Origin of the sequence: Chryseobacterium soldanellicola (genome assembly GCF_900100115.1) — a bacterium.
Taxonomy (GTDB): Bacteria; Bacteroidota; Bacteroidia; order Flavobacteriales; family Weeksellaceae; genus Chryseobacterium; species Chryseobacterium soldanellicola.
In genome coordinates this window covers 37,284-58,279 of the sequence record NZ_FNKL01000001.1, presented here as the reverse complement: position 1 = coordinate 58,279, position 20,996 = coordinate 37,284, and the positions used below count along the sequence as shown (strand labels likewise).

Genomic DNA, 20,996 nt, shown 5'->3' with positions numbered 1-20,996 from the left:
TGTAGATAGAGCATGTATTTATACGGAGCAAGCGGCCATGGGAAAGTAGTGGCTGAAGTCGCTGAAGAAAGCGGTTATGATATTGAAGCATACATTGATGAAAATCTATCAAAAGAAAAGGTATTGAGTTACCCGGTTCTTCACGAAGTTCCGCAGCATGACATAGAAATACTTATTTCTATAGGCAATAACAGAATACGCAAAAGAATAGTAGAGCAGAATGAATCGTTCAGCTACGTTACGCTGGTTCATCCCAAAGCAGTCATTTCTAAAAGAGTAAAAATCGGAGAAGGAACGATTGTCATGGCCGGTGTTACAATAAATGCAGTGGTAAGAGTCGGAAAACACTGTATTGTGAATACAAATGCTTCCATCGATCACGATTGCGTTCTTGAAGACTATGTGCACATTTCTCCAAATGCTGCCCTCGGCGGGAATGTATATGTAGGTGAAGGAACCCATGTCGGAATCGGAGTAAGTGTAATCCAGGGAATAAGAATAGGAAGATGGTGTACCATTGGTGCCGGAGCTGTTATTATCAGCGATGTTCCGGATGGTTGCACAGTCGTCGGAAATCCAGGTAAGATCATAAAAAGTAGAAGTTTAAAAATTTAGAATAGTAAAATTTAGAATAGTAAAATATGAAATCAAAAGTATGGTTGTCCTCTCCCCACATGGGCGGAAACGAATTAAAGTACATTGAAGAAGCTTTTGACACAAACTGGATAGCTCCACTGGGTCCCAATGTTGATGGCTTTGAAAAAGATTTGGAAATATTCTTAAATGAAAACGTAAAAGTAGCCGCACTTTCCACGGGAACTGCCGCTTTACACCTGGCGTTAATCGAATGTGACGTTAATCCGGGTGATGAGGTAATCTGTCAGTCGATGACATTTTCCGCCTCTGCAAATCCTATCGCTTATCTGGGAGCTACTCCCGTTTTTATAGATTCTGAAAAAGATACCTGGAATATGTGCCCTGCAGCTTTACAGGAAGCAATAGAAGACCGGATTGCAAAAGGTAAAAAACCGAAAGCCATTATTGTCGTTAATCTTTACGGAATGCCCGCAAAAATGGATGAAATTCTGGCAATTGCCGCAAAATACAATATTCCTTTAATTGAAGATGCTGCAGAATCTCTCGGCTCAAAATACAAAGGAAAAGCCTGCGGGACTTTCGGGACTTTCGGGATTTTGTCATTTAATGGCAATAAAATCATTACAACTTCCGGTGGTGGTGCCTTGATATGCCATTCTCAGGCAGACAAAGACCAGGCTGTATTTCTTTCTACCCAGGCTAGGGACAATGCTCCACATTACCAGCATTCTCACATCGGGTATAATTACAGAATGAGTAACATCAGCGCAGGAATCGGGCGCGGACAAATGGAGGTTTTGAATGAAAGAATTGAAGGCCGCAGAAAAATGCACGACTTTTATGCTGAAATCTGTAAAAATATGGATGGGATAGAGTTGTTTTCGGAGCCGGATTCTGATTTTTACAGCAATCACTGGTTGTCTGTGATCACCATTGATGAATCAAAATCATTGAAAACACGGGAAGATCTGCGTCTTGCATTTTTAAAAGAAAATATTGAATCCCGACCAATCTGGAAGCCAATGCATTTGCAGCCGGTATTCAAAGATGCGCCTTATTATGGAGGAAAAGTAGCCGAAGATTTATTCGGGAACAGTTTATGTCTTCCTTCCGGATCTAATCTTTCGGATGATGAAAGAGAAAGAATTGCAGAAGTGATGATAGAAGTTTTTTCAAATAAGAAAAAATATTCTGTTTCACAGTAATTTATAGTAAATAATTCAGACCATTTTAGTTAATTCTTCCACAAGAAGCTTTACCTGAAGTGGTCTTAATTTTTCATCCACCTCCAGCCGGTTATAAAATCCGGTTTTTACAATAACCATCTTTTTTTCCGGAATCATAATGATAAACTGACCCAGAAATCCGTAGAAAAAACGGTATTTTATGTCGCTTTCATTATTTGCCCATATTGTGTAGCAAAATGCATCATTTTCTTTTGTCGGAGTCAGGAGTCTTTCGCAATAGTCTTTGCTGATAAGCGATCTGCCGTCCCAGCTACCGTTTTGCATAATAAGCTGACCGATTTTCGCAAAATCTCTCGGAGTCGCATGAATACAGCAAAAGGCTTTTTCCATACCTTTTTCATCGATGCTCCATTTTGCGGGAAATTCCATTCCCAAAGGCTTCCAGATTTTTTCGGAAAGATAAGCTGCAAGCTCTTTTCCTATCGCTTTTTTCAGCGCAAGGCCTAAAAGTTGCGCCGAAACGCTCTGATATTCATATTTTTGACCCGGCATTTGAGTTATTTCTATTCCAAAAGCCTGCTGCGCAAGGTCATCCACAAAATATTGCTTAGAATTTTCTGCAAAAGGATGATGATATTCCTCTTTCCAGTCCATCCCCGACTGCATGGTCATCAAATGTCGGAAAGTGAGAAATTTTCCGTAATAGCTGTTTTTATATGAAGGAAATACAGAAGAAATCAGTTGATCTTCAGATTCCAGGTAGCCATCATCAATAGCACAACCCACTAAAACGGCAAGAATTCCTTTAGCCATCGAAAAAGAATTCATTAATGAAGAAGAATCATGATCCTTCCAGTATTGCTCATGTAAAAGCTTGCTGTCATGCACGACAATAAGTGACGAAGCCCGTGTTTTTTTTAACTCTTTAATAATATTTTCAGGAAGGATTTTTTTGTTGTAACCAGCTTCTTTTTCCCATACTTTAGGATGAAAGTTGGGTACAGGATGAGACGGGAATTTTTCCTCATCATCCGTAGAAGGCGTTAGCGGACCTTTTTTTAAATTAACGGCAAGCGCCTTAAAAATATATCCGTACCCCGAAAGATAAATAACAGCAGCTAGGGCTGAAGTTCCTGCTATAAAAGTAGTCAATATTTTTTTCATCCTCATATTTTGATGTTTTTGCTAAATCTTTCTCGCATATTGCTGCATTTGTTTGCATTAAATTTTTTTTAATAATTGAAAAACAGCTCTGACTTAACTATTCAAAGGGTATGCCGCCGGTTTAGTTCTGGAAAAAATTAAAAAATAAATGGTTAAGTAGACAGAATTGTCTATTTAATATGTATCTTTGTCCCATGAAACAGAGAGGACAGGCCGTCACTGATAAAATACTAGATACCGCCGGGCGATTATTTTATGCCCAGGGATACAATAATACAGGGATTAATCAGATTATAGAAGAGGCCGATATTGCAAAAGCATCTTTATACAAACATTTTGAAACAAAAACCGATTTATTGGTTGCTTATATTCAGCGCGCGCATGAACGCTGGATCAGCAGGCTTGAAGAGGCAATAAATAATGTCACCGATCCAAAAGAAAAGCTGCTTGCAATGTTTGATCATCATCTTGAACGCCAGGAAGTAAGGCAGTTTGGAGGCTGCCCTTTTATAAAAGCGAATGATGAAGCAGGTACGGATGATCCGCGCGTGCTTGCTGAAATACAGGCTGCAAAACTGCACAGCAAAAAATTCATAAAAGAGCTTGTAGCAAAATCAGAACATAAAAAAATAATGACAGACGAAGAATTGTCAGAAACAATTTATGTGATGCTGGAAGGCTCAATCGTTACAGCTTCCGTTTTTAAAAGCCCCGACGCGATACAGTCTGCGAAAAAAATCATTAAAAAACTGATGTAAATGAAAGAAATTACAAATAAATGGCTGGAGCTGATCATTGTATTATCAGCACCTTTACTTTCTGTTATTGATGTATTTATCATTAACGTAGCAATCCCGACAATCAAGAAAGGCGTTCATGCCACAGACGCCGAGATGCAGCTTGTTATCGCCGGATACCTTCTAGGATACGCTGCTTTTTTAATAACCGGAGGCCGCGCGGGAGATCATTTCGGAAGGAAGAAAGTTTTCTTCTGGGGAATGTTTGCTTTTACCGTTGCTTCCTGCTTATGCGGTCTGTCGCAATCGGCGTTTCAGCTTAATGTCACAAGGTTTTTTCAGGGATTAAGCGCATCGTTTATGGTCCCGCAGACCATAGCTTTTATCCAGGTTCTTTTTACAGACACCAAAGAACGGGCAAAAGCATTCGGGCTGTATGGAATTACCCTGGGGACCGCCGCTGTAATCGGGCAGATATTGGGTGGCTATTTATCAGATACTCATTGGGTTATTGATGGCTGGAGGCTTATTTTCTTTATTAATCTTCCGATCGGCATTGTAACGCTTTGGGCAACAAATAAATACATTACTGAAACGGTAAAACATCAAAGTACAAAATTTGATTATTCGGGGATATTAATTTTAACATTGGCTTTATTCAGCCTTATTTATCCATTAATTCAGGGTCGTGAAGCGGGATGGCCTTTGTGGAGCTTTGGACTGATGATTTTGTCAGTTATTCTTTTTGTATTTTTCATATTTAACCAGAAAATGAAGCTTTCTAAAAATAAAAATCCTTTAATAGACATACGATTATTTACAATAAAATCTTTTAATATAGGCTTGGCTGCCGTGCTGTTTCACTTCATGCTGCATACGGCTTACTTATTGCTGAGCGCGGTTTATCTTCAAAACGGTCTCGGTGTTTCTGCCTTGGATTGCGGCTTATATTTTGTCGTTCCGGGAGTTTTATTTATAGGATCTTCTGTTTTGGCTTCCCGAATGATTATTACATTTGGAAAACGGGTTTTGCAGGTCGGGATTGTTATTCTGGCGATAGCATTTTATTTACAGATGACGCTTTGGAAACCGGGCATCAGTCCGTGGCTCATTATCGGATTAATGGGATTATGGGGATTTGGAAACGGCTTGGTTCTTCCTTCATTATTAAATGTTGCGCTTAAAAATGTTCCTTCACAATATGCGGGTGCAGCGGCAGGAATATATTCAACGTTTCAGCAAACCGCTTCTGCTTTAGGGGTGAGCATCATTGGAGGAGTATTTTTCTATTTCTCGAAATACAATTGGCAGGCCGCATACCATGCCGGTGTTACCGGGTTATTGATTTGTGTAGCGCTCGTCGGTTTGATGTTATATGTACTTCCCGATAAAAAGGAGAATAAAAATCAGGCTTAAACAAATTTTAATTATTAAAGATTTAAATTAATTCTAAATTGAAAAGTTTATACCTATAAAAACGATCAAATTATTACTATTTAATTAAAAAAAGCGCATCATAAAAAAATGAATGCGCTTCTATAATTAAATAAGCTTTAAGCTCCAGATTATTTAAGCTGAGTATTTTCAATCAATAAAGCTGTAGAGCCGCCGCCGCCATTACATAAAGCCGCAATACCGTATTTTGCATTTTTATCCATTAAAGTATAAATCAATGTAGTTAAAATGCGTGCACCTGATGCACCGATCGGGTGCCCGATGGAAACACCGCCGCCATGAATATTTATCTTTTCAAGGTCAAGATTACCGAGCCTCGCATTGATAATGGCAACATTGGCATAGGCTTCATTTATTTCAAAAAAATCGATGTCCGATGTCTCGAGATTTGCTTTTGCAAGCACTTTTTGAATGGCAAGAATAGGAGAGGTCGTAAACCATTCTGGGGCCTGTGCCGCATCTGCATAAGCGATTATTTTGGCAAGAGGCTGGATGTTGTATTTTTTGAGGGATTCTTCCGATGCGATAATTAGTGCGGCTGCACCGTCATTTAAATTGGAAGCATTGGCGGCAGTTATTGATCCGTCTTCTTCGAAAATAGGCTTAAGGTTCGGAACTTTTTCTTCTTTTAATTTATCAATATCCTCATCTTTTGTAATTCCGTTTACAGCAACTATTTCGCGGTCAAAAAATCCGGATTCATGTGCTGCTTTAGCTTTATTATAAGAAGAAATTGCATATTCATCCTGCTCGGCTCGGGTAATTCCGTATTTTTTGTTAACAAGTTCGGCAGCAGATCCCATATGGAAATTATTGTAAGGATCCCACAAACCGTCTTTTATCATTCCGTCGATCAATAATCCGTTTCCTGATTTGTTGCCTTTACGGTGATTTTCTATGTAAAAAGGAGCGTTTGACATACTTTCCATCCCGCCGGCAATAACAAAATCAAACTGGTTCGCGTCAATCGACTGGGCTGCGAATACAACAGATTTCAATCCTGATGAGCAGACTTTATTGATGGTCGTGGCATCCACCTCATCCGGAATTCCCGCAAATTTTGAAGCCTGCCTTGCGGGGGACTGGCCAATGTTTGCAGAAAGCACATTTCCCAATATAACCTCATTAATGGCTGTTTTAGGAATGGCTGCCTGCTCAATGGCCGCTTCTATGGCTATAGCGCCCAGCTTTGGCGCCGAATAATGGGAAAGTGAACCCAGAAAACCTCCTACAGGAGTTCTTTTTGCTGCTACAATATACATGATTTACTTTTTTTTGGTATTGATAATTTATTTGTGAAAAGATACGCAAATTTATAAATTTGGTAGCAAATTGCTACTACTTTTTTTAGTAAATTTGTATCAGTAATTTTAATTAAGTTATAAGATTAACTTCTTTTAATTTGATAAATGTGAATAAAATCAATGCGTTATGGAAAAATCTGTTATGAGATCAGATTGCCCGATTAGCTGTACTCTTGATGTGTTGGGTGACAAATGGAGCCTGCTAATTATGCGGGATCTCCTGTTTTTTAATATAAATTCGTTTGGCGGATTTCTTGTTTCAGATGAGAAAATTGCGAGAAATATTCTGGCGGACAGATTAAATGATTTAACAGAAAGAAAATTTATTATCAAAGAAGTTTCTCCCGATAACAAGTCAAAATTTTTATATTATCCGACAGAAAAAGCCATAGATCTTGTTCCTTTATTATTGCAATTGGCTGCCTGGAGCGAGAAACATACCTCTTCCTGCAGACCTAAAAGTGAAGTTGCAGCATTCAGAAACAGCAAAGGGAAAGCAATGAAAGAGCTGAAAATGCGGGTTAAAATGTTGTAAGTTTAAGCGTTGATTTTTAACTAGCTAATAAATTAATTTGCTTGATTTCGAAAAAAGTTTTACAATACCAAGTTTGTTTTAAAGGTTAAAAAAAATTAATAATGCAAAAGATAAATTCTTCAAATCCAATATCAGATATAAATACTTTTAACATTGATAATTTTCATGAATTATGTAAACCCTTTCAGCCATTAGGTTCTATGATGCTTTAACATTATTACCTGTCTGGCGCAACAAAAAATCAGTTAAACTTTAGTTATATTTTAATGTACCATACAGTCAATTTTTAAATAAAATAAAGTAAAATAATATAAACTGAATTACCATATATCACATTATAGTAAATTAACTTTTGGTACATTAAAATATATAACTTAAAAATTTTAATTCAGATCTCTGAATGACATAAATTATTTCTGGTCATAAGGAATATACTGATCCCATTTCCATGGGGTAAAAGTATCGCCAATACCGTATTCGAGCAGATATTTGAAGATTCCTTCCGCATGTTCACTATTAGACATTATCACCATACCAATACCTTTATCCGGGAAAATAATGCCATAATGATGAAACCCGTCACCGCCTCCTTCTTTAAAAGCCGCCCAGCCATAGGGCGATTTCAACAGTCCCCATCCTAATCCGTAAGACAGCTGAATAGTATCATTATAATCTCCGTCAACGGTAGCTCCGGGCCCGAATTGATTTTTAGATCTTATTCGGACCTGGGGTGAAAATATTTCTTTATATGAGCTGTTTTTTAGGATTTTTTTATTCAATACAGCGGTAATAAACCGGTTGTAATCTTCAAATGTTGTCTCTAATGTTCCTGCACCGCGTGGTGCATTATCTTTATCTTTTGGATAAATTTTTCCGTCCTTGTCATGCCCGTTGGCAAAATCCGCTTCAAAGGCCGTCTGCCATCGGTAGCTTGATGAAAACATCTGCAATGGCTTGAAAATTTTTTCCTGCGCAAGGTCTTCAAGTGATCTTCCCGTAATTTTTTCCAGAACAACCTGAAGATAAGTGAGCCCTTCCCCGGAATAGCTGTAACGAGTACCGGGCTCGTATTTAATGCGAAGCTTTTCATCAGGTTCAAACCATCTCCAGTTAGGAAATCCTGCAGTATGGCTCAGGCACATGCGGGCGGTAATTTTTTTATACCGAGGATCATCCTTGAGTGGGGTAAAATCTTCATGCCATACTTTATGAGGATATTCATAAATTGGTTTCGGAAGATATTCCTGTAAGGGTTTGTCGAGGCTAATGACATTCTCTTCAACAAGTTTCATGACAAGAACAGCAAATATGGCTTTGCTTAAAGAGGCTCCGTACATATTGGTTGTTATCTGCAAAGGCTTACCCGTTTTATTATTGGATGTCCCGAAAGCGCGTTGATAAACAGGGTTCCTTTGGTTAAAAACTGCAATTTCAAGGCCGGTGACTTTGGCTTTAGCCATAAGCGTATCGACTTTTTGCGTGAGTTCTTCTTCAGTAATGATTGTACCGTCCAGCCGTTTAATGACCGACTGCCCAAAGCTCAGTGAGCTGAATATTAATAGTGTGATTAATAAAATAGGTGTTTTCATGTAAAAAAAATATTTTTTGTTAAAAGTTTATAATTAATGGTCAAAATCAGCTTGTAGGACAAATTTTGAAAAAAATAAATATTGAATATACAATATGATAAATAATAACAATCTAAATTTAGGGAAATAATCACCTTTGGCTTTATTGTAAAAGCCATGAAAGTTACGCCGAATGCGCAGGTGATATTTAGTTAAATATTTTAATATCACAAAGTTAAAATTTTTCTGCTTTTGTGTTGAAAAAGATAAGAAAATTTATTTTAAAAGTATTTTGATAAGGAAACCATCTCTTGATCTGGCCTGCAGAAAATGAAATAATAGAGCAAACCGGACTGATGAAAGTTTTCAGGTCCGGCCTTTAATTATTAACCACTAAAGGTTTATAATATTCAATTGGATATATAATTTAAATATAATTAGCCGTTTGTAAGCTTTTTAAGAATAGCCCATTGTTTTAAGGTGGTACGCGCTTCAGCGGCGGGATAGCCAAGATAGGTTTTGCCTGCAGGGACATCGCCCACAACGCCAGAGCCAGCACCAATAATAGCACCATCACCAATCGTGGTGTGATCTTTAATGGAAGCACTTCCGCCGATAATAACACCATTACCCAAAGTAACGCTGCCCGCAAGGCCGCTGTTACCCGCCATTATACAAAATTTGCCCAATACACTGTTATGGCCTATTTGCACAAGATTATCAATCTTGCACCCGTCGCCGATAATGGTAGAGCTGAATTTACCACGGTCTACACACGCTCCGGCACCAATTTCTACCCAGTCACCAATGATAACATTGCCAATTTGCGGGATTTTTGCCAATCCTCTCTCAGGACAAGGCCTGAAGCCAAAGCCATCGGCACCGATAGTTGCGTTGGGATGCAAGATCGTATGATTTCCAATATGGCAGTTTTCCCGAATAACGACGCCGCTCCAAATGGTGCTGTTTTTACCTATCGTGCTGTTATCTAGGATTGTAGCATTAGGATAAATTGTTACATTATCGCTTATTTTCACATTCGGGCCGATGTATGTGCCTGCACCAATGCGGGTTCCGGCTCCGATCACAGCGGTAAGGTGTACTGAGGCAGACGGGTGGATTTCCGTGTCAAACTGTGGATGAAGGGGCGCAAACAATTCCAGTATCTGAGACATGGCAAGGTCTGCATTATTTACTTTTATAAATGCCCTGTTTTCGCCCGGCTCAATAGATATATCGTTATTAACAACAGCTACTGATGCTTTGCTACCCGCCCAAAGCTTTTCGTACTTTTTATTGCCTATGAATGTAATTTGATGATTTCCGGCGAGCTCTATCTGCTCCGGTGAGGAAACAGAATGCGAGGTGCTGCCTACGATAAAGCCCTTTAATAACGTATTGATTTCTAATGCTGAAAATGATTTCATAAGTTGTTGATTTTTTACGATCCGTGCAGTAATCAATTGTTATTTGTGTAAGGAATTACCGTAAACTAAAACAGGAGCGTTAATAGGATTAAATTGTTAGTGTATAGAGAGTAAATATTTTAACAAACGCTAAAAAAGGAAAATTATTTTAATTAATAATCATTTTTATTGTTAAGTTTTTAATACGTAAACCAAATAAACAAAAAATGACGACTGATGTGGCAAAATAATTATCAATAATTTAATCAAAAACTGCAGGAAAAGCAATGATAAGAAGCCCTCTTTTTTTCTCATCATGATGTATAAAAAAGTTTGGGAACAATTTTTAAGAGGGCTTCGAAATCAATAATTTTATCTTCATCTCATTCTAAAACATTGTTGAGCAAAATTATTCTTTCTTTTTATTCGGCACAACCAAAAGTTATAGAAAGAATTCCAGATGGGCATAGAATAATTTCGATATTCATGACTGAATATAAGCTGTTGTACAAAAAGCATAGATCATTATCAGAACATTATATTTAAAATAATGATCTTCTGGCTTATATACAATTAATTCAGGGAAAGGATTTCAGGATCATTATTACATCCCATAAACTTTTCCTGATGCAGATGATATGTAAATTCTCCCGCAAGTGGGATAAAATAAAGTGTACTGCTGTTAAAATTTCATTGTAATGAGCTGATATATAGAAAATAAACAGGATGGAGCAGGATGCTCATATTTGTGTTTGTAGGTAGATTGGTTAACACAAAATTAATACTTATGAAAAATAGAACTTTACTATTTAAGCACGCTCTTAAATCTTTATTGTTTTGTGGATTAACATTATCCACTGTAGATTTGAATGCTCAGACATTGGCATTTCCGGAAGCTACCGGCTTTGGCAGATATACTACAGGAGCAAGGGGAGCGGTAAATCCTCAAATTTATTTAGTAACCAATTTGAATGATAGTGGTCCGGGTTCCTTCCGTGATGCGGTGAGCCAGCCTGGTAGATTTGTCATCTTTAAGGTAGGAGGTATCGTTAATTTACAGTCTGTTGTTGCGGTAGCTGCCAATACTACGATTGCGGGGCAGACCGCTCCTGGGGAAGGGATTGTATTTTTGGGGCCGAGGGTATCATTTACAGGGGCCAATAATACGATTGCGAGGTATCTTCGCCTTCGCTATGGCGGAACTTCTCAAAATCAGGATGCATCAGGGATCGCCAATGGCGCCAATATTATTTTAGACCACATGACTTTTACCTGGGGTACAGACGAAGTTTTTTCGGTGAACTGGGATGGTAATGGGACAAGCCCCGATAATATAACGATCCAGAATTCTATTATAGGACAGGGAATGCACCGCCATAATCACTCTGCAGGAGGATTGATGCAGCCGCCACCGGGTGGTAAAATAAGCCTGATCGGAAATTTATATATCTGTAATAAAACCCGTAATAATAAAATAAAAGGGATTAATGAATTTGTAAACAACGTTGTTTACAATTGGGGTAATTATGGAAATACTTACGGGCACACCCAATCCGGGGAAGCGTACATTATGGGAGGAGATTCGGCAGGAGCTTCCTATGCGAATATCATCAACAATTATTTTATCGGAGGCCCGAATACAAGCACTACAGTTACCACACCTTTTAGCGTGGGAAATGCGAACTTCAATTTATATGGTTCCGGAAATTATTTTGATAATAATAGAAACGGGGTTTTAGACGGCACTTTAGTTCCTCAGAATTTAACAGGATATCCTGTAGGAGATGTGGCAGCAATTATGTCAACTCCGTATGATTATCCGATGAAAAACACAACCGTAACGGCGCAGACTGCATTCGATCATATTATTGCCGGCGCCGGCGCATCGTATCCGAGACGGGATCAGGTAGATCAATTGATGATTTCAGATTTACAGTCGAAAGGAACAACCGCTACTTATGTGTATGTACAAACTGATCTAACGACACAATTTGGTTTTACGAATGGCGGCGCAGGACACGTTTACGGTGCTCCGGCTCCTCTGGATACTGACAATGATGGAATGCCGGATGCATGGGAAACAGCAAACGGACTGAATCCGAATGTTTTTGATGCTTTGGCAGTAAGCACAACACATGTACCATATTTAAATATTGAGGTTTATATTAATAATTTAACCAATACACCTGCACCGGATTTTATTATTCCGCCATCGAATTTGAATTTTACTAATGCCCTCACAGCGGGAGCTACGCCTGCAAGTTCATTAACGGTTAACTGGGATGATAATGCTTCTAATGAAACGAATTATGTAGTAGAACGTTCTACCGACGGTACTACTTTTACAGTTATTGCAACCCTTCCGGCTAATACAACAAGCTATAATGAAGCTGGTTTAGCACCAAACACTCAATATTATTATCGGGTTAAAGCTGTAAATGCAACAGATTCTTCGGTATATACCGCAAATGCGTCTGTCACGACACCGCCAATTCCGGCAGCGCCTACACAGGCAGCTAACCCTACTCCCGCAAATGGTAATGTTAATGTAGAGTTGAACAGCGGGAATTTACTTTTAAAATGGACGGGCAGTTCAAATACAACAACTTATACCGTTTATTTTGGAACGAATCCTCAGAATTTAAGCAATATAGCGACTGTACCTTATTCTGCGACACCATCGTATCAGCTGACCAATTTAAATCCGGCAACGAATTATTATTGGAGAATTGATGCTTCTAATGCTCTCGGCCTTGCAACAGGAAATGTCTGGAATTTCAAAGCGATCACACAAAGTCTCGTAGGAAACTGGCCATTCGCCGAAGCTCCTTCCTCAGGGGAACAGATTGCAGATTTCACATCATTTGCCAATAATGGAATATTAGATGTAGCTTATGATAATGCAAGCGTAAGAGTACCCGGAAAAGAAAATTATGCTCTTGACCTGGCCACCGCGCCAAGCAATATGTATATAGCGAGAATCCCGCATCAGGATCAGATTTTATTTAATACAAATTCTTTTACGGTTTCTTACTGGATGAAAACTCCGGTAAGCATGATACCGGCTTCTTCGTCAACCAGTCTTTATGTATTGTGTAAAGGTTCGTTCACCAAAAATACGGCAACAGGCGCTACCGGTAAACGTTTTAATGTAGAGATCAAAGGCGGTCAGCTCCGATTTGCCATCGATGATGACGTTACAAAAAAGGAAATTACATCCCCAATTGCCAATTATTTTACCAATAACTGGGTACACGTTGTGATTCAGAGAGATGTTGTTACACATAAAATGAGAATTTATACAAACGGCGTTTTAAGCTCTGAAGGAGACGAAACAGCAGTTACCGGTATTGGTGAAGCAAGCGATCTGATCATCGGGAATATTGGTGAGCTTGAGTTTTTATCAACCGCCAATGCGCCGGCTCCTTATAAAGGCGCGTTTGATGAGCTGAAAATGTACAATTATGCATTATCTCCAACGGAAATTGCGGCTTTGTATAACCAGCAAGTATTGGGTAATGCAGAATTCAGCATCAGCAAAAATGTAGGTTTTGTATATCCGAATCCTGTAAAAGATCAGGTTTCCATTAAACTTCCGGAATATAAAAAATCCAGTTTAACAGCGACAATATTCGACATGACGGGAAAAATTATTGTTAAAGAAAAAATTAATGCTAACGGAAACGGAGTTTTTAATTTAAATATTGGCGATAAAAAAGTATCAGGAAATTATATACTTAATGTTTCAGGGGAAAATCTGAACAGTAATTTTAAAATTATTGTTAAATAAAAATAGAGAGCACACTTTAATTCATTCATATTAAAAAGAAATCCTTTCAGCAATTGTCTGAAAGGATTTTTTCTTTACTAATCATAAAAATGGTATTATAATAGCATGAAATTAAGCATGAAAAAGTACACTAAAAAACCATATCCGGTGGAAGATGCCCGTCATTTTCTAGAACCGAGTCCTGCAGTTCTTGTGACCTCTGCGTACAAGGAAGAAAAAAACATCATGACAATGGGCTGGTACACTATCATGGAGTTTACTCCTTCATTAATAGGATGTATGATTTCCAGTGGAAATCACAGTTTTGAGCTTATCAGAAAAAGTAAAGAATGCGTTATCAATCTTCCAACAAAAGAACTGGCAAAAACGGTTGTTGCCATAGGAAATTGTACCGGTTCAGAGATAAATAAATTTGATGCATTCAATTTAGATATAAAAGACGGGGATATTGTAAAAGCACCATTATTAGTGAATTGTTATGCTAATTTTGAATGCCGGCTTTATAATAGCAAACTAGTTAACAGCTACAATTTCTTTATTTTTGAAATTGTAAAAGCCCATGTTGCGTCATCACCCAAATATCCTAAAACAATTCAGTATCGGGGAAACAGTCATTTTGTGGAGTCCGGTAAAAATTTTATTATTCCTTCTTCTAAATGATTATAATTTTCTTTATAATAAAAGGCTGTTTAAATTTAATGAAAAATAATTTTTAAAAGTAAGAAGTTAAGATTTTAAGTGAATTATGCTTAATATTACTTAATCAAATTCAATGTATTGATTTCCTAACTTCTTACTATTGAAGAATAACTGAAGTTTATTAATTTCTAATATTCTGCAAAAGACTCATCCTTATAACACCAAAGCCAGCGTTCACCGGGTTCAGCTGAAATAACAACAGGATGCCCTGTTTTATGTGCATGCTTAGTCATGTGCTGGTTTGGCGAAGAATCGCAGCAAAGGGTTTCTCCGCAGGTTTGACAAGTACGGAGATGCACCCATTGACCGCCGTTTTTGACGCATTCTGAGCATTCGTGCTTTAGAGGAAGCTTTAATTCTTTAATTGCTTCTATGTGCTCGCATATTTTATTTTCCTGTGCCATATATAATTAAAATAATTGTTGATTTTAGTTTTCTGCAAGGTATTTATGCACGAAAGAGATCGCCATAGAACCTTCACCTACCGCTGAAGCCACCCTGTTCATCGCCCCGGAACGCACATCTCCAGCCGCAAAAATCCCGGGAAGGCTTGTTTCAAGTAAAAAAGGATCCCTTTTGAGTTTCCACTGCTTGGTAAATTCTGGATAAGCTGTCAGATCTCTTCCGGTTTCTATAAAGCCTTTCTGATCCCTTTGCACGGCAGTTCCGAGCCAGTCTGTAAAAGGTTTAGCGCCTATAAAAATGTATAAGGCGGCGGCATCTCCGGTTGTGATTTTACCGGTCGGAAGATGTTCAATAATAAGGTTTTCCAGATGGGTATCTCCTTTGGCCTCCCTGATTTCGGTGTCAATTAAAACCTCTATATTAGGCAAATCGGAAATCTGCTGGATCAGATAAGAAGACATCGTATAAGACAGGCTGTCTTTACGGACGATAATATATACTTTGTTTGCAAATTTAGAAAGGTAAACGGCTGATTGACCTGCAGAATTTCCGCCGCCAACGATGTAAACGCTTTTATCTTTACAGGCAGAAGCTTCCGTGATGGCAGCACCGTAATATATTCCTGCACCTGTAAAATCTTCAATACCTTTTGTCTCAAGCTTTCTGTAATCAACACCTGTTGTAATGATTATGGAACGGCAATTAATTTCCTGTCCGTCTCCCAATGTAATGACTTTATAATTGTCAACTTGTTTGATATCAATTACTTCTTTGGGCGATAAAAATTCGGCACCCAGACGACGGGCCTGGCTTATGGCGCGACGCGTGAGATCAGCACCTGTTAATCCCGACGGAAAGCCAAGATAATTTTCAATTCGCGAGCTCGTTCCTGCCTGTCCGCCGGGCGCTTTTCGTTCGATTACCAATGTCCTTAATCCTTCAGAGGCTCCATATACAGCTGCTGCCAATCCTGCGGGTCCGGCGCCGATAATTACGACGTCATACATTTCAGCGGTAATTTCAGGATTTGAGCCTATGCTGTCGGCGAGTGTTGCAACATCGGGGCGTTTCAGAATCATTCCATCTTCAAGGAGCACAACGGGAAGCTGTTCTTTATCCAGTTTATTGATCTCTAAAAGATGCTGTGCTTCAGGATTTTTTTCAATATCGAGCCATAAATACGGGATGAGGTTGCCGGCGAGATAATCTTTAATATTATGTGAAAGAGGAGAGTATTGATAGCCGATAACACGTAACCCTTTAAAATCAGGCTTATAATTGCTTTGCCAGTCGGTCAGCAGATCATCAATTACGGGGTATAATCTGTCTTCTGCGGGATCCCACGGCTTCATCAGATAATAATCCAGCTGTACTTTATTAATGGCATTTATTGCTGCTTCGGTATCGGAGTAAGCGGTAAGAAGAACTCGTTTTGCTTCAGGGTATATTTTTAAAGCTTCTTCAAAAAATTCTATTCCCTGCATTTCGGGCATACGCTGATCGCAGATGAACATTGCTATCGCGCGGGATTCATTTTTAAGCTCGGTAATTCTTTCAAGTGCTTCTTTTGCGGAAGCGGTGCTGATAATTTTATATTGGCTGCTATATTTTACTTTAAGATCTCTGGCAATGGCATTTAATACCTGTTGGTCGTCGTCTATTGAGAAAATAATAGGTTTTTCCATGTTTTTTATTTTACAGATTGTTGATATTATTGCTGTTAATCGGGATGCATACGGTAAAAGTTGTGCTGCCGGGAACCGATTGCACTTTCACAGAACCTTTATGTTTTAAAATGATCCTCTGAACGGTCTCCAATCCCATTCCGGTGCCTTTTCCGACATCTTTGGTGGTGAAAAAAGGATCAAATATATTAGGCTTTATATCCTCGGGGATTCCCGGACCGTTATCATTGATGGTTACTTTTACAAATTCGCGGTCTCTTTCTGTGGTGATGATAATTTTTCCTTTTTGATTGATTTCCATGCTGTCAAGGGCATTATCGATCAGATTGGTCCAGACCTGGTTTAATTGGCCTGTGTAGGCCATGACCTGTGGAAGGTTTTCCTCATATCTCTCATCTACCTCAACATTTCCTTTGCGCAATTTGTAACCCAGAATGCTGAGTGTATTCCGGATGCTGTCGTGAATATCGGAAGACATCTTTTCTGATCCGCGATCCATATGTGTATAGATTTTGATGGATTTTATGAGCTCGGAGATTCTTTTGGATGAAACCTGTATGTCCTGGATCATTTTTTCGGTCACTAAAATATTTAATAACCAATTAAAAATAGGAGATCTGGCATGTACCGGAAGCAAATCTTCAAATGTTTTCAGGTTTTCTAAAGTGAAATTAAAATCCACAAAAACTTCAGCAATTTCTTCTGCGTTATCAATATTTTGAGTTTCCAGCCAGTCGGTAATCAGCTCTTCCTTTTTAGATTTTTCTTTAAGAGTTAATGTTGGCTTATCGGTTGCCGCTAAAATTTTCATTAACTCATCAAGTACGCCATCAATCTGAAAAGCTTCTAAATGCAGGGAAGTGAGTTCTTTAAACAACGCAGGATCTAGTTGCAAATGTTGCCGGAGCGACAGGGAATCACTTACCAGTGCGGCAGCGGGATTGTTAATTTCATGAGCCAGGCCTGCCGCCAGTTTTCCCAGGGCTGCCATTTTATCATTTTGCTGCTGAAGGGCGGTAAATTCACGGACTCTGTTATTCATAATATGCACCAACGCCTGGGTAAGCTCAAAATGATCGCGTATCATGATCCGGATCTCATCAGTATTAAAAGACATGATTTTTACCTTTCCGATGGCTTGGCTGTTTACTCCCGCATTGACGCTTCTTGAATAAGGAAGATATCCGAAAATACTGCCTTTTGCAAGCAATCCGATTTCCCTGTTTTCGTTTCCCTGCTTGATAAAAAGGGCAACGCGGCCGTCAAGAATAAAATGAGGGCCGTCTATTTTATTGTGCTCAATGCTGATAAATTCTCCATCTTCATAATCTACGATCTTACTGTGTTCTTCCAGCCATTGCAGCTGTTTTTCGGGCACTGCAGCCAGGGCATCAAATTGCTGTAAAATCTCTGTATTTTGTACCATAATATATTCCTTCCTTACGCTTTTTAATATTGTGAAAATAGCTTATCCATCATTTTATACTTAAATATATCAAATATATTTCAATATTGATAGTATTTAAAACTTCATAATATTAATAATATGATAATTTATTAATAAAAATTAAAAAATTAAAAAAATTAAAAAATAATTTAAGCTTATGCGCTGAGAAATCTTTCCTCGTACATTTTATCAAAATAATTGCTGAGCTTTACCATTCTGTCTTTGTCGAAAGAATTGATATATTTTAAGAACATCACCTCAGTGCTGTGCCCGGTAGCCTCCATTAAAAGGGGAGTGGGTATTTTTCCGTAAAAGTTGGATGCAAAGCTCCGCCTGCCGATATGGCTTGATATTACCTTCCATTTTTCGATCCTTAAAAGCTTTGTTCTGTGTCCTAATCTTTTTCGCGCATTAATCATTTCTGTAAGTCCTGCTAGTTTGGCTATTTCCTTTATATCTTCATTGTACTGCTGTATGCTTATTTCGTTAGGAAAATTTTTACCGTTTCTGTGGAGGATATTCTGTACAATCGGATGCAGGGGAATTGTTATTTCCTTCTGTGTTTTTTGCTGGACAAAATTGAGGCACTTTTTTTTGTTTATTTCGACGAGCTGCCTTGAGGTGAATTTCATAAAATCAGAAACCCTCTGGCCTGTGTAGCAGCTGATCAGAAGCCATTCTTTGGAGTCTTGGAGTCGATCGGGAACGTTCGTATATTTTATTTTTAATATTTCAGATTCGCTTAAAGTTATGATTTCTTTATTCTGTTTTTCTCTTCGGATTTCAAGTTCCCTGACGCGTGTTTTAATTCCTCTTCTTTCTACAAAATTTAAGATTGTTTTTACAAAATGAATCGTTCTGTAGATTGTATTTTCGCTATAATCTTCCTGTTTTCCAAATATTAAAAAATCTCTGATAAATTCTGAGCTGATGTGCTCAACATATAATCTTTCCGATACATGCCCTTCAAATCTTTGTATTAAATTAAAGAAAACCTTATATCTTTTATAAGTAGAATTGCAGATTATTTCCTTCTTTATATGAATGTACTGCTCCATAAAGTGCAGTAATGTCATCTCCGGATAAAAAGTATCTTTTTGCAGACATACATTTTTTACTTTTTTTGAAAACTGTCTCTGGCTGATCGTTTTTTCTTTGTTTTTTATCTGGCCGTAATACTCGCTAAGCTCTATTTTCAGGAGATTTATTTTGTTATTAAGGTTTTTATATTTTTTAAGGTATATATTTTTTGGGCGTTGTTTTTCATGATCCCATTCCTCTTCTGAGATGCGTAAAGGCATATGGGCAACAAAATTGCTGAAGCCTGATTCATCGGTAAGTTTTAGATTGATATTTCTTGCAGTTCCATTTTTGGAAAGAAAAAACTGAATTGTCATTGTTGGATTTTTAAACGCTTATTATCCAACGAATTTAAGGCAAAAAAAGTAGTCCTACATAGACTACTATTTAATGCAAATGTAAATAAATTAAATCTAAAAACAAATACATTATAATTAATTATTATCCAAATATATAGATTAATGAGAGATGATAGATTTTAAAGATTATGAATAAAGCATGCAGAGCTGATTTGTAATGCAATAAAGCAATTTTTTTTCAGGGTATTCAGATATTTAAATAGTTAAAATTAAAAGTAGTCTATGTAGGACTATGTTTTGATTAAATATGATAATTAATTATTTAAAAACGATTAAAAATTTTTATCAAAAATCCGAAAACCATGAAAAAAAATAAATTTAACATGACGCAGTTAATTACGTTGCTCATTGCCATCGTGATTATTTCAAATACCGCATACATCATCCGTAGTTCAGAGAAGGCAAATAAAGAATATAACCTATGTTTTGCTGATGCTGCCGGGCCTAAAACCGTACAAAAAAATAATGCCGATAAAGATAAGCCGAAAGACAGCCTACAAGCAGACCGGTCAAAAAAAGCAAAGGTTATAGCATTAGAAAACAGCGCTGAAAATCAGCATCTTCCAGTTCCTGAAAAAGAAGTATATACCGCTGAAATCGATAATTATGTCCCTCTGCTACTTATGATTGCAATTGCCCTTATTTTTTATTACAGCAGATCCAAAAACAAATCGAGCCATTAATGATCGAGCGGAATATGGTAAAACTAAATAACAGAAAGTATGTGAAGCTGTTTTTGTATGCTGTTTTGCTGTTATCCGGTTTTGATGTATTAATGATCATCGGCTGCCTCACCTTATCCTTCCAATACAAAATAATGATGCTGGCTGCGGGAATTGTCCTTTTGTGCGGGTTTTTAATTGCTCTTTCAGCAATCCGTGCAATTGAATTTGAAATCTCAAGGGAAATAATAAGTATAAAATGTTATCATCCTTTTCAGAAATTCTGGCAGGGCACATTGATCGAATTTCCGGCTGTAACGCTTCAGGGATTCTCGATTACAGGATCAATGCTGATGTTGTCTATAAATAAAGAAGAGGGCGGGCCAGCCGATATTTCTGTTTATTTACAGGGCATAACACGCGGACAGCTTAAAAAACTACGAAACAGCTTAGAGCAAATAATTAAATATTCTTAAGATACCAATGAAAGTAAACTTTAAAGATGTACATATAGGAGAAATTATCTATACGCGGGTGATGGAAAAAGACATTCATATTGACCGGATCTGCAGCTTCATGAAGCAGGAGGAAGAAGATATAGAAAAAATGTATGCTTCAAAAAGCCTTGATACAGATATTCTTTTGCGATGGAGCAAGCTTTTAGAGTATGATTTCTTCCGTTTTTTTTCCCAGCATCTTATTCTGTACGCACCGCCGTCGAGCGTGAATTACAATAAAACAATAAAATCAGTCTTACCGGAATTCCGTAAAAACCTTTATACGAAAGAAGTGATCGATTTTATTCTGGATCTTATTGAAAAAAAAGAAAAATCAAAGGTGGAAGTTATGAATCAATACAGGATTCCCAAATCTACCCTCCACAGATGGATCGTTAAGTATAAAAAATAATAAGTGA

Annotated in this window: 18 protein-coding genes; 10 read left to right on the top strand and 8 right to left on the bottom strand. The window is 37.8% G+C overall.

Annotated elements, in window-relative coordinates; all coding sequences use genetic code 11:
• Positions 1–12 precede the first annotated feature (12 nt).
• Positions 13–615: an acetyltransferase gene (locus BLT04_RS00245; RefSeq protein WP_089752522.1), complete on the top strand. Its 603-nt coding sequence runs from the start codon at positions 13–15 to the stop codon at positions 613–615.
• 26 nt (positions 616–641) lie between these two features.
• Positions 642–1,802 carry a DegT/DnrJ/EryC1/StrS family aminotransferase gene (locus BLT04_RS00240; RefSeq protein WP_089752521.1) on the top strand — a complete coding sequence of 387 codons (1,161 nt, stop codon included), beginning with the start codon at positions 642–644 and terminating at the stop codon, positions 1,800–1,802.
• Positions 1,803–1,817: 15 nt separating this feature from the next.
• Here BLT04_RS00240 and BLT04_RS00235 read toward each other — a convergent pair whose 3' ends face one another.
• A complete protein-coding gene (locus BLT04_RS00235) occupies positions 1,818–2,948 on the bottom strand; it encodes a serine hydrolase domain-containing protein (protein ID WP_170828399.1) in 1,131 nt (376 codons plus the stop codon).
• A gap of 194 nt (positions 2,949–3,142) precedes the next feature.
• On the opposite strand from BLT04_RS00235, the gene BLT04_RS00230 reads away from it, so the two are divergent.
• Positions 3,143–3,706, top strand: a complete 564-nt coding sequence (locus BLT04_RS00230) for a TetR/AcrR family transcriptional regulator (protein ID WP_170828398.1) — start codon at positions 3,143–3,145, stop codon at positions 3,704–3,706.
• Positions 3,707–5,101 (top strand): MFS transporter, encoded by a 1,395-nt coding sequence (locus BLT04_RS00225; protein WP_089752516.1) that lies wholly within the window; start codon positions 3,707–3,709, stop codon positions 5,099–5,101. It abuts the gene before it with no gap.
• Positions 5,102–5,250: 149 nt separating this feature from the next.
• Here BLT04_RS00225 and BLT04_RS00220 read toward each other — a convergent pair whose 3' ends face one another.
• Positions 5,251–6,402 carry an acetyl-CoA C-acyltransferase gene (locus BLT04_RS00220; protein ID WP_089752514.1) on the bottom strand — a complete coding sequence of 384 codons (1,152 nt, stop codon included), beginning with the start codon at positions 6,400–6,402 and terminating at the stop codon, positions 5,251–5,253.
• Positions 6,403–6,571: 169 nt separating this feature from the next.
• Between BLT04_RS00220 and BLT04_RS00215 the strand changes: the two genes are divergently transcribed.
• Positions 6,572–6,979, top strand: coding sequence for a winged helix-turn-helix transcriptional regulator (locus BLT04_RS00215; protein ID WP_089752512.1), 408 nt, complete (start codon positions 6,572–6,574; stop codon positions 6,977–6,979).
• Positions 6,980–7,389: 410 nt separating this feature from the next.
• Here BLT04_RS00215 and BLT04_RS00210 read toward each other — a convergent pair whose 3' ends face one another.
• Both BLT04_RS00210 and lpxD read right to left on the bottom strand, forming a co-directional pair.
• Positions 7,390–8,568 (bottom strand): serine hydrolase domain-containing protein, encoded by a 1,179-nt coding sequence (locus BLT04_RS00210; protein ID WP_089752510.1) that lies wholly within the window; start codon positions 8,566–8,568, stop codon positions 7,390–7,392.
• Between the two features lie 416 nt (positions 8,569–8,984).
• Positions 8,985–9,974 carry a UDP-3-O-(3-hydroxymyristoyl)glucosamine N-acyltransferase gene (lpxD, locus tag BLT04_RS00205; RefSeq protein ID WP_089752508.1) on the bottom strand — a complete coding sequence of 330 codons (990 nt, stop codon included), beginning with the start codon at positions 9,972–9,974 and terminating at the stop codon, positions 8,985–8,987.
• 766 nt (positions 9,975–10,740) lie between these two features.
• On the opposite strand from lpxD, the gene BLT04_RS00200 reads away from it, so the two are divergent.
• On the top strand, positions 10,741–13,743 hold the full coding sequence (locus tag BLT04_RS00200; protein ID WP_089752506.1) for a LamG-like jellyroll fold domain-containing protein: 3,003 nt from the start codon (positions 10,741–10,743) through the stop codon (positions 13,741–13,743).
• Positions 13,744–13,860: 117 nt separating this feature from the next.
• Positions 13,861–14,403, top strand: coding sequence for a flavin reductase family protein (locus BLT04_RS00195; protein WP_089754142.1), 543 nt, complete (start codon positions 13,861–13,863; stop codon positions 14,401–14,403).
• Positions 14,404–14,570: 167 nt separating this feature from the next.
• Here BLT04_RS00195 and BLT04_RS00190 read toward each other — a convergent pair whose 3' ends face one another.
• From BLT04_RS00190 to BLT04_RS00175, 4 genes are all read right to left on the bottom strand, one after another.
• A complete protein-coding gene (locus BLT04_RS00190; RefSeq protein ID WP_089752504.1) occupies positions 14,571–14,846 on the bottom strand; it encodes a UBP-type zinc finger domain-containing protein in 276 nt (91 codons plus the stop codon).
• 24 nt (positions 14,847–14,870) lie between these two features.
• On the bottom strand, positions 14,871–16,532 hold the full coding sequence (locus tag BLT04_RS00185; RefSeq protein ID WP_089752502.1) for an NAD(P)/FAD-dependent oxidoreductase: 1,662 nt from the start codon (positions 16,530–16,532) through the stop codon (positions 14,871–14,873).
• Between the two features lie 10 nt (positions 16,533–16,542).
• Entirely contained in the window at positions 16,543–17,958 is a 1,416-nt protein-coding gene (locus BLT04_RS00180; RefSeq protein ID WP_089752500.1) for an ATP-binding protein, read from the bottom strand.
• Positions 17,959–18,134: 176 nt separating this feature from the next.
• Positions 18,135–19,376, bottom strand: a complete 1,242-nt coding sequence (locus BLT04_RS00175) for a phage integrase SAM-like domain-containing protein (protein WP_089752498.1) — start codon at positions 19,374–19,376, stop codon at positions 18,135–18,137.
• A 344-nt stretch (positions 19,377–19,720) separates the two neighbouring features.
• Here BLT04_RS00175 and BLT04_RS00170 point away from each other — a divergent pair, with 344 nt between their 5' ends.
• The 3 genes from BLT04_RS00170 to BLT04_RS00160 are packed head-to-tail and all read left to right on the top strand — an operon-like array spanning position 19,721 to position 20,989.
• Positions 19,721–20,101: a hypothetical protein gene (locus tag BLT04_RS00170; RefSeq protein ID WP_089752496.1), complete on the top strand. Its 381-nt coding sequence runs from the start codon at positions 19,721–19,723 to the stop codon at positions 20,099–20,101.
• A complete protein-coding gene (locus BLT04_RS00165) occupies positions 20,101–20,556 on the top strand; it encodes a hypothetical protein (protein WP_089752494.1) in 456 nt (151 codons plus the stop codon). Before BLT04_RS00170 ends, BLT04_RS00165 begins: the two co-directional genes overlap by 1 nt.
• 7 nt (positions 20,557–20,563) lie before the next feature.
• Complete coding sequence (locus BLT04_RS00160; RefSeq protein ID WP_089752492.1) at positions 20,564–20,989, top strand: transposase; 426 nt, start codon at positions 20,564–20,566, stop codon at positions 20,987–20,989.
• The last annotated feature ends 7 nt before the right edge of the window (positions 20,990–20,996 follow it).